This window comes from Nostoc sp. (genome assembly GCF_036916735.1).
Classification (GTDB): Bacteria; Cyanobacteriota; Cyanobacteriia; order Cyanobacteriales; family Nostocaceae; genus Nostoc.
Genome location: NZ_JBALFV010000049.1, coordinates 57,744 through 73,242 on the forward strand (window position 1 = coordinate 57,744; position 15,499 = coordinate 73,242).

14 protein-coding genes and 1 pseudogene are annotated in these 15,499 nt (G+C 41.3%); 7 read left to right on the forward strand and 8 right to left on the reverse strand.

Translation table 11 applies throughout. The features are described from left to right. Positions 1 to 738: 738 nt before the first annotated feature. The 4 genes from V7L20_RS11860 to V7L20_RS11875 form a co-directional block, all read right to left on the reverse strand. Positions 739 to 2,199 (reverse strand): protein kinase domain-containing protein, encoded by a 1,461-nt coding sequence (locus V7L20_RS11860; protein WP_334744273.1) that lies wholly within the window; start codon positions 2,197 to 2,199, stop codon positions 739 to 741. Positions 2,200 to 2,246: 47 nt separating this feature from the next. Further along, a complete protein-coding gene (locus V7L20_RS11865) occupies positions 2,247 to 2,795 on the reverse strand; it encodes a GIY-YIG nuclease family protein (protein ID WP_334744274.1) in 549 nt (182 codons plus the stop codon). A gap of 71 nt (positions 2,796 to 2,866) precedes the next feature. Further along, entirely contained in the window at positions 2,867 to 3,196 is a 330-nt protein-coding gene (locus V7L20_RS11870) for a hypothetical protein (protein ID WP_334744275.1), read from the reverse strand. Between the two features lie 433 nt (positions 3,197 to 3,629). Continuing rightward, the gene (locus V7L20_RS11875; protein WP_334744276.1) at positions 3,630 to 3,824 is read right to left on the reverse strand and encodes a hypothetical protein; all 195 of its coding nucleotides are present in this window, start codon (positions 3,822 to 3,824) and stop codon (positions 3,630 to 3,632) included. A 269-nt stretch (positions 3,825 to 4,093) separates the two neighbouring features. On the opposite strand from V7L20_RS11875, the gene V7L20_RS11880 reads away from it, so the two are divergent. Continuing rightward, positions 4,094 to 4,594, forward strand: a complete 501-nt coding sequence (locus V7L20_RS11880; RefSeq protein ID WP_334744277.1) for a GNAT family N-acetyltransferase — start codon at positions 4,094 to 4,096, stop codon at positions 4,592 to 4,594. Between the two features lie 136 nt (positions 4,595 to 4,730). Here V7L20_RS11880 and V7L20_RS11885 read toward each other — a convergent pair whose 3' ends face one another. Next, positions 4,731 to 5,348, reverse strand: coding sequence for a class I SAM-dependent methyltransferase (locus V7L20_RS11885; protein WP_334744278.1), 618 nt, complete (start codon positions 5,346 to 5,348; stop codon positions 4,731 to 4,733). Between the two features lie 303 nt (positions 5,349 to 5,651). Here V7L20_RS11885 and V7L20_RS11890 point away from each other — a divergent pair, with 303 nt between their 5' ends. From V7L20_RS11890 to V7L20_RS11905, 4 genes are all read left to right on the forward strand, one after another. Continuing rightward, positions 5,652 to 5,939: a Mo-dependent nitrogenase C-terminal domain-containing protein gene (locus V7L20_RS11890; RefSeq protein ID WP_334744279.1), complete on the forward strand. Its 288-nt coding sequence runs from the start codon at positions 5,652 to 5,654 to the stop codon at positions 5,937 to 5,939. A 196-nt stretch (positions 5,940 to 6,135) separates the two neighbouring features. Next, positions 6,136 to 6,810: a response regulator transcription factor gene (locus tag V7L20_RS11895; RefSeq protein ID WP_334744280.1), complete on the forward strand. Its 675-nt coding sequence runs from the start codon at positions 6,136 to 6,138 to the stop codon at positions 6,808 to 6,810. 148 nt (positions 6,811 to 6,958) lie between these two features. Beyond that, the gene (locus V7L20_RS11900; protein WP_334744281.1) at positions 6,959 to 7,918 is read left to right on the forward strand and encodes an inorganic phosphate transporter; all 960 of its coding nucleotides are present in this window, start codon (positions 6,959 to 6,961) and stop codon (positions 7,916 to 7,918) included. Positions 7,919 to 8,255: 337 nt separating this feature from the next. Further along, positions 8,256 to 9,170 (forward strand): alpha/beta fold hydrolase, encoded by a 915-nt coding sequence (locus V7L20_RS11905; protein WP_334744282.1) that lies wholly within the window; start codon positions 8,256 to 8,258, stop codon positions 9,168 to 9,170. A gap of 79 nt (positions 9,171 to 9,249) precedes the next feature. Here V7L20_RS11905 and V7L20_RS11910 read toward each other — a convergent pair whose 3' ends face one another. Next, a complete protein-coding gene (locus tag V7L20_RS11910; RefSeq protein ID WP_334744283.1) occupies positions 9,250 to 9,618 on the reverse strand; it encodes a BON domain-containing protein in 369 nt (122 codons plus the stop codon). 345 nt (positions 9,619 to 9,963) lie between these two features. Here V7L20_RS11910 and ilvN point away from each other — a divergent pair, with 345 nt between their 5' ends. Both ilvN and V7L20_RS11920 read left to right on the forward strand, forming a co-directional pair. Then, a complete protein-coding gene (gene ilvN, locus V7L20_RS11915; RefSeq protein WP_334744284.1) occupies positions 9,964 to 10,482 on the forward strand; it encodes an acetolactate synthase small subunit in 519 nt (172 codons plus the stop codon). Positions 10,483 to 11,359: 877 nt separating this feature from the next. Then, positions 11,360 to 12,799 (forward strand): serine hydrolase domain-containing protein, encoded by a 1,440-nt coding sequence (locus tag V7L20_RS11920; protein WP_334744285.1) that lies wholly within the window; start codon positions 11,360 to 11,362, stop codon positions 12,797 to 12,799. A gap of 428 nt (positions 12,800 to 13,227) precedes the next feature. Here the strand turns inward: V7L20_RS11920 and V7L20_RS11925 are convergent, their stop codons facing one another. Both V7L20_RS11925 and V7L20_RS11930 read right to left on the reverse strand, forming a co-directional pair. After that, positions 13,228 to 14,943 carry a hypothetical protein gene (locus V7L20_RS11925; RefSeq protein WP_334744286.1) on the reverse strand — a complete coding sequence of 572 codons (1,716 nt, stop codon included), beginning with the start codon at positions 14,941 to 14,943 and terminating at the stop codon, positions 13,228 to 13,230. Between the two features lie 343 nt (positions 14,944 to 15,286). Continuing rightward, positions 15,287 to 15,499 (reverse strand): annotated as a pseudogene (locus V7L20_RS11930) (hypothetical protein); the annotation flags it as partial.

Sequence of the window (15,499 nt, forward strand, 5' to 3'; positions counted from 1 at the left end):
TGCCGATTAGAAATATCAACATGTAATCTGTTTAACAAATTTGCATTGTGCTTGGAAATTAGGAAGGAAAAGAAGCACAAGGCAAACAATTTACATGCATCTTAGGGGGGAAATTGTTTAACTAATTGTTATTTAAGCCCACCAAATCGGGAAGAACTGTCCCGTTAAATACAAAATAACAAAGAAAATATAAAAATGCCATTTCTTTAACTTATGGATTGCTAATCTTGGAGATAGCAATTTTCTATATTGGATATAAATGCCTGGTTCTCAAACTGCCTAGTATCTAGAGATGGACTTTGGGAAAGAGAAAACAGTTTAGCTATGACTCCATATAGACTTTGCTAGGATTAGCCTCTGATATCTAGCGATTTTAGGCTATGAAATATCTAGTAATCTGTCTACTATGTTACATTAGATAACCTAGATATTATCTAATAATTAGCAAGAAATCTTTTGATAAGTCCAAGTTAATATACTTAGAAGTTATACCATTTATAAGAATATTTTGCAATAAATGGATTGCGTATAATGGCGTACAGCAGTGTGCCCCTACCAATATAGCGCTTCTCACTTGGGCGTAATACAGTCTGAACCTCACCCTGTATTTGATAGGTGCAAATACTCCCCTCTCCTTAGTGGTTTAAAAAAGTAGTTTATCTAAAGGAGAACAGTTACATATATCAGATATTTTGTGAAATGGTTTGATTATAAAAAAATGGTATAATTGTCAAAATCTTATTTCTTAAAATATCTCAAGCTGTAACGATCTTGATATTTGCTGATATACTCTACATTCTGTTGCTCTAATTTTGACAGCAATTTAGGTGGAAATGCTTTAGCTGAATATATAGGACGATACCAAGGTTGCTTATTAAAGTAATCTTGTAATTCAGGAGTATCAAAACGGCGACCGTGACTAGCAAAAATCGAATTTCGCATAATATCTAGTTCAAAACCGTCTTTCCCATCCAAATCTGTATCAGTTACAAGTCTTTGGGAAAGCCAGAAATAAGTGCTAACAGGCGTGGTAGCATCTGGCGATGTTGTATTTAGAGAAGATGTAGATTGAGTAGGAGCAGATGGGGTGGTTGGTATAAGTTTAGGAGTTTCTATCACCGGGCTTGTGACAGTTAACGGTGTTTGTGAAGGTGACACGGTTTTGTCTGCTGTAGATTGAGAAGATTTTGGTAAGACTTGGCTAATAATCACAGATGCACCAATTAGCCCACCTGCAATCAAACTGCCGATGAGGATATTATTCTGACCATTACCTTGAGGGGTAGGGTGTGGTTTGACAGGCACTGTTTGAAATGGCGGTGCAGAGACTAAAGTCGGTTGAGTTAACAGGGGTTGCGTCGGTGGAATTGGATTTGCTATACTCTGCAAAGTATCTAGCATTGCTCTAGCTGTGGGGTAGCGATCGCGCGGATGATAAGCGATCGCTCGATCAATTACTCTTGCCATAATTGGGCTAAGATGACTTGCGTACTGTCGCCAGACAATTTCACCCGTCTGGGAATCCGTCTCTAGTTGTTGCGCCTGTTTACCAGTCAGTAAATAAATTACCGTCATTCCTAAACTGTATAAATCACTGGAATAAACTGGTCTACCTGCGGCTTGTTCACTCGGCATATAGCCAGGTGTACCAATTACAATCGAACTGGTAGGATTGCCTTGAGAATTCACCACTGTTCCCATTGACTCGCGTATAGCGCCAAAATCAATCAGCACTGGTTTACCATCCCGATGACGCACAATAATGTTATCTGGTTTAATATCGCGGTGAACGATATGCTTTGAGTGAACGTAATCCAGGACAGGTAATAAATTCATGAATAATTCCTGGATAGCGCCTTCACTAAATAGCCCCTGTATTTGAACTTTTCCAGTTAGGGTATCGCCTTCAATCCACTCCTGAACTAAGTAAAATTGTCCGCCTGAAGAGAAATAGGCATACAATGCTGGAATTTGGTCATTTGCACCACCGAGTTCTTCTAAAATAGCTGCTTCGCGTTGAAACCTCTCTTGCACTAACTGGTAAATTTGGGGATTGTTGTGAATTGGTCTTAGCTGTTTAACCACACAACGACGCTTTGAGGGCATATAGGTATCTTCTGCTAGATAGGTTTCACCAAACCCACCAGCGCCCAGTGTGCGGATAACTTGATAGCGATCGTTCAGCAGCTGTATTGTCATGGGAGATTACAAGAATATTCATAAGATAGTTTTCCCCAAAACTACCTTCATTTCAAATCTAGTAATCCTTCTTCTTTCAATTTAGGATTGAAGCGAATCTGCATTTGCAAACCACGCACTTCTAGTAATTGCGTTGAGATTTCTGCTTCTACTCTCCGCGCCACATTTTTAATAATTTTTATTTGTGCTAATTCATCATTAGCTGGATTTTGATAATTTGCCTGTTCTTCAGGTGTCATTAAAACTTTAACATCAATGGGATGAGTCCATTTTTCCTTGTGATCCCCATTTCCCCAAGGTACACTGCCATTTTCAGCAATCCAAGCATTTTCAGTATTTTCTAAAATTGTGCGACTAGGGCGTTCAATAGTTTCAATTTTGACCCAATAGCATTGCTGTGGCTGACGGACTAAATGCTGCTTGAGGCTGAGGTAAACATCACGAGAGTATCCTACAAATTGCAGCACTTTTTCTTGGTCAAAGATAGCATATACCCCGATTTTACCCTGAAATTGTTCGGGTAATTGGCCGCGATCGTCAATGTAATGAATGTATTCCAAGGCTGCCAAAGAAGAAAGATTTGTTTCAAGAGCCATACATAAAATATTAAACTTACTATTTCTCTTCAAAATTGAGAATTGCTAATTAAGAAAAACTATCTTGAAATTTAGCTATTATCCACTTTTTGGTAAATTGCACAAAGGCGACTGGGTTTAAAAATTTTAGCACTAAACATGAAATTTGGTGGAACGTTGATAATGGCATATTCATCAGATTCATGATACTTTTCAAATTCTACTGGCATTCCTTTAGTCGTAGTTAAGCTGTAAGGAACTGGTTGGAAAAGTAATTCTGTAAATTTCACTTGCTCACACTGCAACTGCTGACAAATTTGGTTTAAGAAAGCAACATTTGTTAATAAATTGAATAAGGTTTCTTGAGCTTGTGCTTCAAGAGTGAAACTGCTATCAAAGTTCTGGACGATTTTAAGGGACATTTTCTGTATAGGTAACTATTTACGACTAAGTAATGAGAGAGGATAAGCAACCATCCAAAAGTACTGGATAACAAAGCCTGCGTTTTTGTGCAAATGAGCTTTGTAAAAAATCATCACTTTAAGATCAGCCTATTGGATTGTGCGACTTCTGTCAGCCACAGGAGTAAGGTGGCATGATTAAGAATCGTAAAGTTTAGCAGATTTTTAAGGATAGATGATTTTTCTTTAATATTGTACTTAGGCCATAGTTTATAGTGGGCTGCGCCTACGCACTTACCACACCAGCCCCACCCTTCCTAAAAACGATTCTCACACAACAAAATAAGTGGATAATCGTGATATAAATCACAACTATCCACTCAAAGTTTACTAAATCCGGGTTACTAGAAAAAACTCAATTAAATTATTGAAACTTGGCAAAAGTTTAAACCAATTAACGTGACTCAGTTCCCTGATTAGGGCTACCTGCTACAGAATCATTTTCTGGTGCTTCTGGTGTAGCAGTGGATTTGGCATCGCTCTTTTCAGCGTCGCCAGTTTGGCGGGTACTTTCGTCAAGTGTGGTTTGGTAATCACCAGAAGAACTGGGCGTAGTTTCTTGACTACCAGATTTTTGTTGTTCAGACATTATTACATTCCTAATAATCTTATTGTTGGTATTATCTTAAAAAGATTAGGAGTGTAAGGGCATCTATCCAGATATAGTTATGGCTAATTACTACCTCTATCGAAAGTATTGTTTATTACTACTCACGTATATTGAGAAAAATCCATAAATGTAGAGTTTTTTAACCTTACAACGCTTTCTATGATTAAGTGGGGTTTATTTCTGCGCCTCCTGTACTAGGAGAATAATATGATGTGATGATTGTGATACAAACTATCAAAGTGTAATTGATGAATCAGAGCAATCTATCGTTACCATCTGGGTGTACGCTTCGTAAGGCAACCTCTGGGGATCAGTGGTCGATTCGATTGCTGGTGTTTTCAGGGAAACTTGACCCAACCCAATTAAATTGGCAGCAATTTTGGGTAATTGAATGCGATGCCTATGACGGGCAAAGCCTACGCAATCTGGTAGCTTGTGGACAGCTACGTAATTTCTTTGGGGCACAAGAACTTGGTAGTTTGGTCGTTGCATCAGCTTGGAGAGGTCGCGGTTTGGGTACTTTGCTAACGCAGCATTTGATTAATACAGCAACGCAACCACTTTATCTTGAATGTTTAGGTGAACGATTGGCGCAGTTTTACAGTCGCTTTGGTTTTGTGCCAATATCTTTTGAAGAGTTGCCACAATTTCCCAAGACAAAAGGCAAGTCTTCGCTCAAGGGGAAATTTAGATTCTCACAATTAGCTAAAAGGCTGTTCAAAGTTCCTGTGGTGTTTATGAAACATTGAGGTAATTCGTAATGGGCTACGCCCCGCTACGAAGACAGTAATTCGTAATTCAAATATGCAGGAAAAGGCTTTATACAAGCTGTTTCCAACCCTTACTTTCGTCCATTCCCCATTCCCCATTCTCCACTCCCCATTTTCAAATCTGAGGTTTAGTAAAAATCGTTAGCAAGACTGGCCCTAATAAATAGTGGTGATTCAAACACAATAACCCAGCAGAAGAGCCAAGAAGTTGACGCTGATTAGGGCTGTAGAGTCTAATTCCAAGGGTAGAGACTGGCAATAATTGAGGTTTTGTTTCTTTTTTGGAGGTAATATCAACCAAGTAGAAGCGTCCACCGGGAGAAAGTACCCGTGCTATCTCACTAAGCACCTGTTTAGGTTCCAAATAGTGCAAAAAGCTGATAGTGCTGAAAACAGCATCAAATTGAGCATCAGCGAAGGGAAGAGACTCAGCTTTGCCCTCGACATAAATTAAACGTGGACGGTGGCGGTTGCTCTGTCTTGCTGCCCGCAACATATTAGCAGATAAATCCAATCCCATCGCTTGCAGGTCGGGAAACTGAGTAGCAAGGCGCTCAAGTAAGCGTCCAGTACCACAGCCGATATCAAGTACATTTGCTGACTCTGGTAAATCGACGTACTCCAGCAACCGTTTGTGAACGGCTCGATAAAACACTGAAGGAAATAGCCAGTCGTAACTTGGTGCCCATCGGTCAAACAGGAACTTTTTGTTACTAAAAAAGTCATTAGTCATTAGTTTTCGCAGTTCACCTGAAGCTGAATGCTTTTTTAGGGTAAGTAGCTGCGCCTCCCATAAGTTGGTTAACTATAGTTTTGCAGTCCGGCAATATCTAGTATGCTCACCTTGGTAAATCATCCGAAATTTTGGCAATTGAATCTGTAGTCAACAGTGTGTTTAGAGACTCATTCTATCTCTGTAGAGAACCAAAGAATGAGCAATCAGTGCATAAAACTCTAGAAACTAACCGTATATATTTATAAAGGTTCAAATACAACAACCAACTCATCTAGCTTGAAATTATTAAGGTGAAAAATTATGACAAACTTTATTCAAACTCGCTTACACAATGGTCTACTCCGTCCAATCCGCGAGTGGTTGGAAACGATAGAAATTCATAACTCCAAATTGGCTCATTTCCTGTGCAAAGCTATTCCTGCTCAGTGTCCCTTTGAGCGAGACATTACGCTCTTTAGCCGGAAGCTATTTCACATTCCTCCGATGTGTAAATTAAATCCCCTATACGAGGAAGTAGTTGGTTTGCGTTTTAAAGCGCTCTGTTATCTTGCCGATGAATGCGGTGAAGATGTCACAGCCTATTGCTAATAGCCGGTTGGATCGTTATTTGATCGAGCAGCGATCAGTAATTGTAGATTTACGGTTGTTACTTACTTAGGTTTATACTAAGCTAACGTACACCCAATTTAGATGTTTGGCTATTTTAAGTAGCTGACACCTCGAAGAGAGTGTTTCCATACCGTATTTTTGCTTACCGTATCCTGCTGAAATCATTAACATTATCATGACGCACATCTTACTGGTTGAAGATGAAGTCAAACTGGCACGATTTGTCGAATTAGAATTGAATTATGAAGGCTATCAAGTCAGTATTGCCTACGATGGATTAACTGCACTTACCGCAGCGCATAAGTTACATCTGGATTTAGTAATTTTAGACTGGATGTTGCCTGGTTTATCGGGGTTGGAAATTTGCCGCCGCCTGCGAAGTATTGCTGAGAAAGTGCCAATAATCTTATTAACCGTCAAAGATGAAGTGAGCGATCGCATTGCAGGCTTAGATGCTGATGCTGATGATTACCTCGTTAAACCCTTCAGCGTTGATGAATTATTAGCCAGAGTCGGCGCTCACTTGCGAAGAAGCCAGCAAGTAGGCGGTGCAGATGTTTTAGAATTTAAAGACCTAACTTTAAATCGTCGCACGCGCCAAGTCTTCCGAGATCAGAGGTTAATTGAGTTAACTGCTAAGGAATTTGATTTACTAGAATATTTACTGACCCATCCGCGACAGGTAATTACCTGCGATCACATTTTACAAGAAGTCTGGGGTTACGACTTCATGGGCGATGGCAACATCATCGAACTTCAGATGCGCTACCTACGTCTGAAACTTGAAGCCAATAACGAAAAGTGTCTCATTCAAACTGTGAGTGGTGTCGGCTACACATTGCATGATTGAATTTGGGAATTGGGCATGGGAAAAGGACTTAGGGACAAGGAGAATTGGGGACAAGGGGAAAGACTTATTGCAAGTTCTCACCTCTTGTCTTTCGTGCTCTCTACCTTCTTGTCTCCCTTCCAGTGTTAAACAACGGTAAAACCCCAAAATGTTGTTAATTAGTCTATTTATTGCCACGCTTTTTTTAGGATATTCTAATGGTGCAAATGACAACTTTAAAGGGGTAGCAACGTTATTTGGTAGCCGAATCTGTAGCTATCAAACAGCAATTTTGTGGGCAACTTTTACAACTTTAGCTGGTGCGGTTGCTGCAACTTTATTGGCAAACACACTAATTACAAGCTTCTCTGGGAAAGGATTAGTGCCTGATGCGATCGCTAATTCACCAGAGTTTCATCTGGCAGTTGCGATCGCTGCTGGTTTAACTGTACTGATAGCCACCTTCATGGGGTTTCCCATTTCCACAACTCACAGTTTAACAGGTGCGCTGGTTGGCGCTGGATTAGTTGCGATCGGACTCCAGGTTAATTTTGCAGCTTTGGGAACTTCTTTTATTTTGCCTCTATTACTCAGTCCAATTATTGCTATTCCTTTGGGGGCAGTAATTTACAGTTTATCTAACTATATAATTTCAAAATGGCATCTATCAGTCAATCAAAAAATGATTGATACTTGCCATTTTATTAGCGCTGGAATTGTCAGTTTTGCTAGAGGATTAAATGATACTCCCAATATTTTCTCACTAATTCTAGTTATTGAGTATTTTTCGATTCAAGGAGGAATGATTACAATTGCGATCGCAATGGCGCTTGGCGGTTTACTAAACTCCCAAAAAGTTGCAGTAACCATGAGTGAAAAGATTACCTCATTGAATCATACTCAAGGCTTATCAGCGAATATAGTAACTGGAGTTCTAGTTATTGCAGCTAGTCAATTTGGGCTTCCGGTTTCTACCACACATGTTTCAGTTGGTTCTATTTTTGGAGTTGGATTGACAGGCAATCAAGCCAATGTACGTGTTTTTTACCAGATACTATTATCGTGGATTTTAACCTTACCAACTGCTGCAATCATTAGTGGAATAACATACAGATTATTGCAAAACTAAAAAATAAACGAATATATTTTTTACGACTTTTAAACCTGTGTCTCAATTCAAGAACGTTTTATAATAGTAAGTAAGTCGGTGCAATAAAACCAAACTGTGTGAAGAAAAGTAAATCAGGCTTAAACTCTTTTTCCCCCTGCTCCCGTTCGGCTGCGCTACTTCGACTACGCCCAACTCTACCAGAGGCTGCGCCTTAAACGTAGCTATGCCGCAGGCTTTACGACTACTAAGAGGACAAGCTTAGTATAAGTTACGGCAAGCCTGCCCCCTGCGTTATCTCAACAATAATTATTTACGCCGACCTATTTATTTCCACGCTAATGAATTAAAGGAGATTGTGACCACTACATTACACTGGCAAGAACGGGTTGGTAATCAAAGGGATTGGGTTTGGCGCGGCTGGCAAACACGCTACACTTACATTCGGCCTAGCCAAAATCACAACAAGACAACACCCCTGATATTACTACATGGGTTTGGCGCTTCTATTGGTCATTGGCGACATAATTTAGAAGTGTTAGGTGAACATCACACAGTTTATGCCATCGATATGCTGGGTTTTGGCGCTTCTGAAAAAGCCGCAGCTAATTACAGTATCGAACTCTGGGTTGAGCAGGTTTACGATTTTTGGAAAACATTTATCCGGGAACCAGCGATTTTGGTGGGCAATTCTAATGGTTCACTGATTTCTATGGCCGCGGCCGCCACTCACCCTGATATGGTGCTGGGTATGGTGATGATGAGTTTACCCGACCCTTCACTAGAACAAGAAGCAATTCCACCTGTGCTGCAACCAGTTGTCAGAGCAATTAAAAATATTGTCGCTTCGCCGTTGATTCTGAAACCTGTATTTAACTTCGTGCGCCGTCCTGGGGTACTGCGTCGCTGGGCTAGTCTGGCCTATGCTAACCCAGAGGCGATTACTGATGAACTCATAGAAATTTTAGCAGAGCCTCCCCAAGATAGAGGTTCCGCCAGAGCTTTCAGTGCTTTGTTCAAAGCTACTATCGCAATTAACTTTAGTCCCAGTGTCAAGACAATATTACCAACCTTAACAATTCCCATGCTCTTAATTTGGGGAGAAAAAGATCGGTTTGTTCCCCCAGCCCTGGCTAGCAAATTTGCCCAATATAACGAGAAGTTGGAAGTGCTGAATTTGCAGGATGTAGGGCATTGTCCCCATGATGAATGCCCTGAACAAGTAAACCAAGCTATTTTAGATTGGATTAAAAGATCGACTGGCGATCGCTAACCGTTGCTTACTCTCTAAATATTACGCAATGAGTGCGATCGCCACGCTTGAATTTTCTTAATTTTTAATTGCTTATCACTTAGCCAATTGTAGCTTGGTTAGTGTCAACATCTGTAGCACCATTCACAGAATTGGCTACAGAAATCATTTTGTTGAGAATTTCTTGACTGGGAACTTTACCTTTCAATACTACAGTGCTGCCTGTCTGAGCAACCCAAAGGGTATTAACATCGTCGAGTTGGGGATCTTGATCAAATGCCAACGCTACCCGCTTTGCTAAACCACTTTGGTCATATTCTCCGTTTAATCCCACACGTTCTGGCGGTATCGATTGCGTAGAAGTAGGAGCAGCGTTAGTACTAGGAGTTTGCGCTATTGACTGCGGAGTAGGATTTACTTCGGCATTTTGAGGTTTTTCCATTCCAAATAATCTTTGTAACCAACCCATAAAAACTTTTCTCCTATTCTCGGTTCATCAAGTCCGAGTATAAAAGCTTCACAAAAATGCCGCATCTGCCAAAGAAAAGAGATGCATTCAATGAAATTACTCCTTGCAGGATGATTTTTGCCCAATTTTTTATTTCTAGAGAATGTAATGAGTGCAGCCATTGAGTTTACAATAAAAGGTCGCACTGACAATTAGTGCAGTAGTACATTACGACAGAAATCTATATACATTTGACAAAATGTCAAGAGTTTGTAACTCAAGAAATTTTGATTAAATGAGTAAATTCTGCGAAGCGGTACTAGTGTCTGCGTTCCTTAAATCCTGTGCTAGCCTCTGTTGGCGAAGATGAAACATACCCTTTCAGTTCTGGTAGAAGATGAGGCGGGTGTTCTTTCCCGTATTTCTGGTTTATTCGCCCGTCGCGGCTTTAATATTGAAAGCCTTGCTGTTGGTCCTGCTGAACAAGGAGGAGTCTCTCGAATTACGATGGTTATCCCTGGTGATGATCGTGTTATAGAGCAACTCACTAAGCAACTATACAAGTTAGTCAATGTCCTTAAGGTACAGGATATTACCGAAACTCCATGCGTAGAGCGGGAATTGATGCTTTTGAAGGTGAATGCTACTACCAGCAATCGCTCAGAAGTGATCGAACTGTCTCAGATTTTCCGGGCGCGAGTCGTGGATGTGGCGGAAGATTCTCTCACTTTAGAAGTTGTGGGAGATCCAGGTAAAATGGTGGCGATCATGCAAGTGTTGCAAAAATTTGGTTTGAGAGAAGTCGCTCGCACTGGCAAAATTGCCCTGACTCGTGAATCGGGTGTGAATACAGAGTTACTCAAGTCTTTGGAAGCAAAAGTTTAGTTGGGAAATTAAGAACCCCACCCCCAATTTCCCTCCCCGCTTTTCGAGCTACGGTGTACACACAAGTCTCTTGACCTGCACCCTTGTTGCATCGAACTGCACTTTTATTGTATTGACCTGCACCCTTGTTGCATCGAACTGCACTTTTATTGTATTGACCTGCACCTTTGTTGTATCGAACTGCAACAAAGTTGCATTGACCTGCACTTTTATTGCATCAAGCTTTCTTTAACTTGTGTGTACATCGTAGGATTTTCGAGAGGGGGCTGTAATTTACCTCATTTGACCAAATAATGACTAATTCATAATGGGATGCGCCCCGCTTCGCTAACGTAATTAGGACTTACGCACGAGTTACGGAATAACGTAGACGCTGCATCGGCTTGCCGCAGGCTACCGCAGAGGCGCATAGAAGCCAGTGCGCCCTTGCGGTTAAGAGACTTGTTCGCTCTTAGCGTTCCCGCTCTTTAGCAACTGGCGCGACACGGAGAAATCAGAGTTTGAGAGATATTTTGCATAAGTCCTAGTAATTTGTAATTCGTAATTAAAGCTATAGAGCAGCTAACTTTAGTTATAGAGACAAATAAATTTATTCCTTATTTCAGAGCAAGCGACTTTAGTCGTGGGGTAATAATTATGAATTACGAATTAGGCCGAGGCATTAACTTAACTTTGTAGTGCGTAGGCGTAGCCCGTCGTAGACATCGCAAACCGTCTCAATGAGAATCGCTTGGTGCGGACAGCATTAATTCTCGCTAATTATTGCTGCAAGTCAACCTGGTAAAGAAATAGGAAGTGCGTAGTTTACCGCCGTAGGCATCGCAAAGTTTGAGTAGAATTGGATAGCACTGACAAACTCAGAACGGGGTGTATATCAATGCTGCAATCCATTGAGCAACGCATTGAGCGTGTCATCAATAATCTTCTGCCAGCAACAGCGTTAGAAGGAAAATTTGGTCTACCAAAAACATTGGATGAGCAGTTAGCACATTACCACACCCCAGGTATCAGCATTGCAGTTATTAATGATTTTGAAATCGAATGGGCGCGTGGATTTGGGGTGTGTGAGGCCAGAACAACTTGTGAAGTCACACCAGACACCTTGTTTCAAGCAGGCTCGATCAGCAAACCTGTTTTTGCTTTAGCAGTCATGCGTCTTGCACAAGAAGGTCGTCTCAGTCTGGATGAAGATGTCAATAATTATCTCACCTCATGGCGTGTGCCTGCGATCGCTCCTTGGCAACCCCGAATAACGCTGCGTCAGTTGTTGAGTCATACGGCTGGTTTGACTGTACAAAGCTTTCCTGGCTATTCAACCTCGGCTGCATTGCCAACGACGATTCAAGTTCTCAATGGGGAACCTCCAGCCAATACCGAGAAAGTAGAAGTCAATATCATCCCTGGTTTGCATTATCGCTATTCGGGAGGCGGAACAACAGTTGCCCAACAGGTATTAGTTGATTTGCTCAAGCAACCTTTTCCACAAATCATGTGCGAATTGGTACTTGAACCGTTAGGCATGACAAATAGCACCTACCAACAGCCGCTCCCAAACGATTGGTTAGCAAGAGCAGCAACGGCTCACCCGTTCTCTGGTGTACCACTTGAAGGCAAGCACCACGTTTATCCTGAGATGGCAGCAGCAGGTTTGTGGACAACAGCATCAGATTTAGCCAAAGTTGGAGTTGAACTCTTGCAAGTATTGCATGGCAAACCTCCTACCGTGTGGAATCAAGAGACTATCAAAGAAATGTTGCGTCCTCAAAAGACGGAACAAACACAAGGAGCGAATGGATTATTTTTGGGTTTAGGATTTGTGGCTAGTGGAATTGACGATGGTTTCTACTTTTTTCATGGTGGGTGGGATGAAGGGTTTGTAGCATTGATACGAGTTTACGCACGTATTGGCAAAGGCGCTGTTGTTATGCTTAACTCAAATGAGGGTCATCCGATGCTTGAGGAAGTAATGCGAGCGATCGCGCTTGAGTATGGCTGGCCTGACGTGTTTGAGAAAGAAAAACCAATCATCACCCTATCGCAAGCTGAAAGTTACTCAGGGTTATATTTAACAAAATCTGGATTGCAGTTCCAAGTAGTCAACCAGAATGAAAATTTGTTTATCCAATGTGGACAGCAACCGCCGTTACAGTTTTTTCCGACATCAGAGCTAGAATTCTTTGCAAAAGCAGTAAATACGAGTATTTCTTTTGAGAAGGATAATACAGGCAATATCACTGCAATGACTTTAAGCCAAGCAGGTGTCATGAGTTTAAGACAACAACCAGATAAACAGATTAGAGCAGAAAGACAGGGGTGAAAAAGGCAAGCGCACTTAACCTACAAATCTTCTTAACCCAGTAGTATTAGAGGTTGTTTGAAAAGTAGTTGGCTGTGATTTTAGGCATTTATCGATCCCCCTTAACCCCCCTTTTAAGGGGGGAACCGGAATTAAAGCCCCCCTTTTTAAGGGGGGATGGGGGGGTCAATAACGTTTTGCTACCGACGAAAGGACTTTTAAAACATCCTCTTAGACTGCGTAGCGATCGCAATAAGTTTAGAAGGATTAAATTTATAGCAAAAGCCTTGGTGATTATGACATCAACATATAATAAAACTGAGAGATAAAAAGACTTTTCACCCAGTCCCTAATCCCCAGCGATGCACTAAGTTTCGACTGTGCAAAAATAGAGCGAAGTCGAGATTCAACTACCGCTTGTCGAAGTGTTCCCAGTTCCTTACTATACGTTAACAGTGTTGTTGTTTTTTAAACAGTGACAATAGCAAACACATAAGTCCCATTACTACCAACGATACTGAAGAAGCAGATTCTGGGACAGGCTGAGGGTTTGGCACAGGCTGATAATTGATTAAATTTCCTTGAATTGGGCTGAGTGATGCCAAAAGTTGCTCAATATCGTTAGATATATTAGTGTCATTCCCAACACTTTTAGAAGAGATGAGGCGGTTAAATGTTTGGCTACTTGATTCATCAAAATTTCCTGTGAAGCCAAGAAAATTTTTACCTATTTTACCTATCAGAGAATCAATCAGATTGTTAACATCAGTTTTGATCCCTAATGGGGATAACTTTAAACCGCTGATATTATTGACGTTTCCAATCGTTGTGTTGTCAGTTTTTGTTAACCAATTGCCATTACCAATAATTTCATTTCCATTAGTAAAAACCCAGTTTCCATTACCAATAATTGCATTATTAGTACCGAAATCCCAATTACCGTTTCCAATGGTTGCATTGTCACTGCCGAAGTGCCAATTACCATTACCTAATGTTGAATTATTACTTCCGTTGTCCCAATACCAGTTGCCATTACCAAGGGTTGTATTACCCTTTCCAAATAGCCAGTTGCCATTACCAATAGTTGCGTTGTCATTATTAAAGTTCCAGTTTCCATTACCAATGGTTGCGCTGTTATTGCCATTATCCGAGTTAAAATTACCAATAGTTGCGTTATTACTACCAGAGTCCTTGTTACCATTGCCAACCGGTGCGTTGCCCAGATTAAAGGTCTGGCTACCAGTATTAGATGTATTCCCAGCGTTGCTAAAGGGTATATTGTTACCAAGGACTTCTTTTAACGGATCGAAAGGCGATTGTTGAAGCAGACCTCCAGCACCTGCGATCCCATTACCACCACCTGCAAATGGATTGCTAGCCCCACCTGCGAGCGGATTACCATTATCTGCAAAGGGGTTAGTACCCCCACCTGCGATCGCATTACCGTTACCTGCAAAAGGGTTAGTACCCCCACCTGCTATCGGATTACCATTACCTGCAAAAGGGTTGGTACCCCCACCTGCTATCGCATTACCATTACCTGCAAAAGGGTTGGTAGCACCACCTGCGATCCCATTACCATTGCTTGCAAAAGGGTTGGTAGCACCACCTGCGATCGCATTACCATTGCCTGCAAACGGGTTAGTAGCCCCACCTGCGATCGCATTACCACTGCTTGCAAAAGGGTTGGTAGCACCACCTGCGATCCCATTACCATTGCTTGCAAAAGGGTTGGTAGCACCACCTGCGATCCCATTACCATTGCCTGCAAACGGGTTAGTAGCCCCACCTGCAAGCGGATTACTACCGCCTGCAAACGGGTTAGTAGCCCCACTTGGAATCGGATAACCACTGCTTGCAAAAGGGTTACTACCTCCTGCTAATGTGTTGTCAATACCTTTGAAAAAGTTATCACCTAGAATTAACTTTAATCGATCAAAAATTAATTGCTGAAGCCCACTGCCAGCATCGCCTGCAAACGGGTTAATACCGCCACCTGGAATGGGATTGTTACCGTTACCTAATAACAAATTGCTACCACCCGTCAACAGGCTGCCTTCAGCAGACAAACTGCTATTAGCAGCAAAGGAACTAACGCTGTTAGGGCCACCTGCACTTAAGGGATTAACTCCACCATTAAGGGGATTGACAGCAGATGCTTCCATTGGCACTAATTCTCCTTTTTTTAGTTAAAAAGTTATGGGGTCTTCAGTACTTCTTATACCAATTGTGAATTTGCTAAACCCAAAATCTCTCTAATAATAAAGGCTTTAATGATCTTACTGTCAAACTAACAGAAAATATTTCTTAAATCCTTACCTCTAAAGAGTTACAGGACGTAAAATAGGAAACTAGTACAAGAAGGTAGAAGGCACATCACCGATAATACACGCTTTTGAGCTTTATCGAATGGTATGTTTATTTGCGCCAAACTGTACTAGCATACTATGTACTGAAGAACTCATTATTGTTCCCTCTATTTATCTGCTGATTTTCGCAATAATTCTATTAAGCGAAAGGCATTTGTCCACCACTACCAAATGATGGCATTTGTCCACCACTACCAAATGATGGCATTTGTCCACCACTACCAAATGATGGCATTTGTTCACCACTACCAAATGATGGCATTTGTCCACCACTACCAAATGATGGCATTTGTCCACCACTACCAAATGATGGCATTTGTCCACCACTACCAAATGATGGCATTTGTTCACC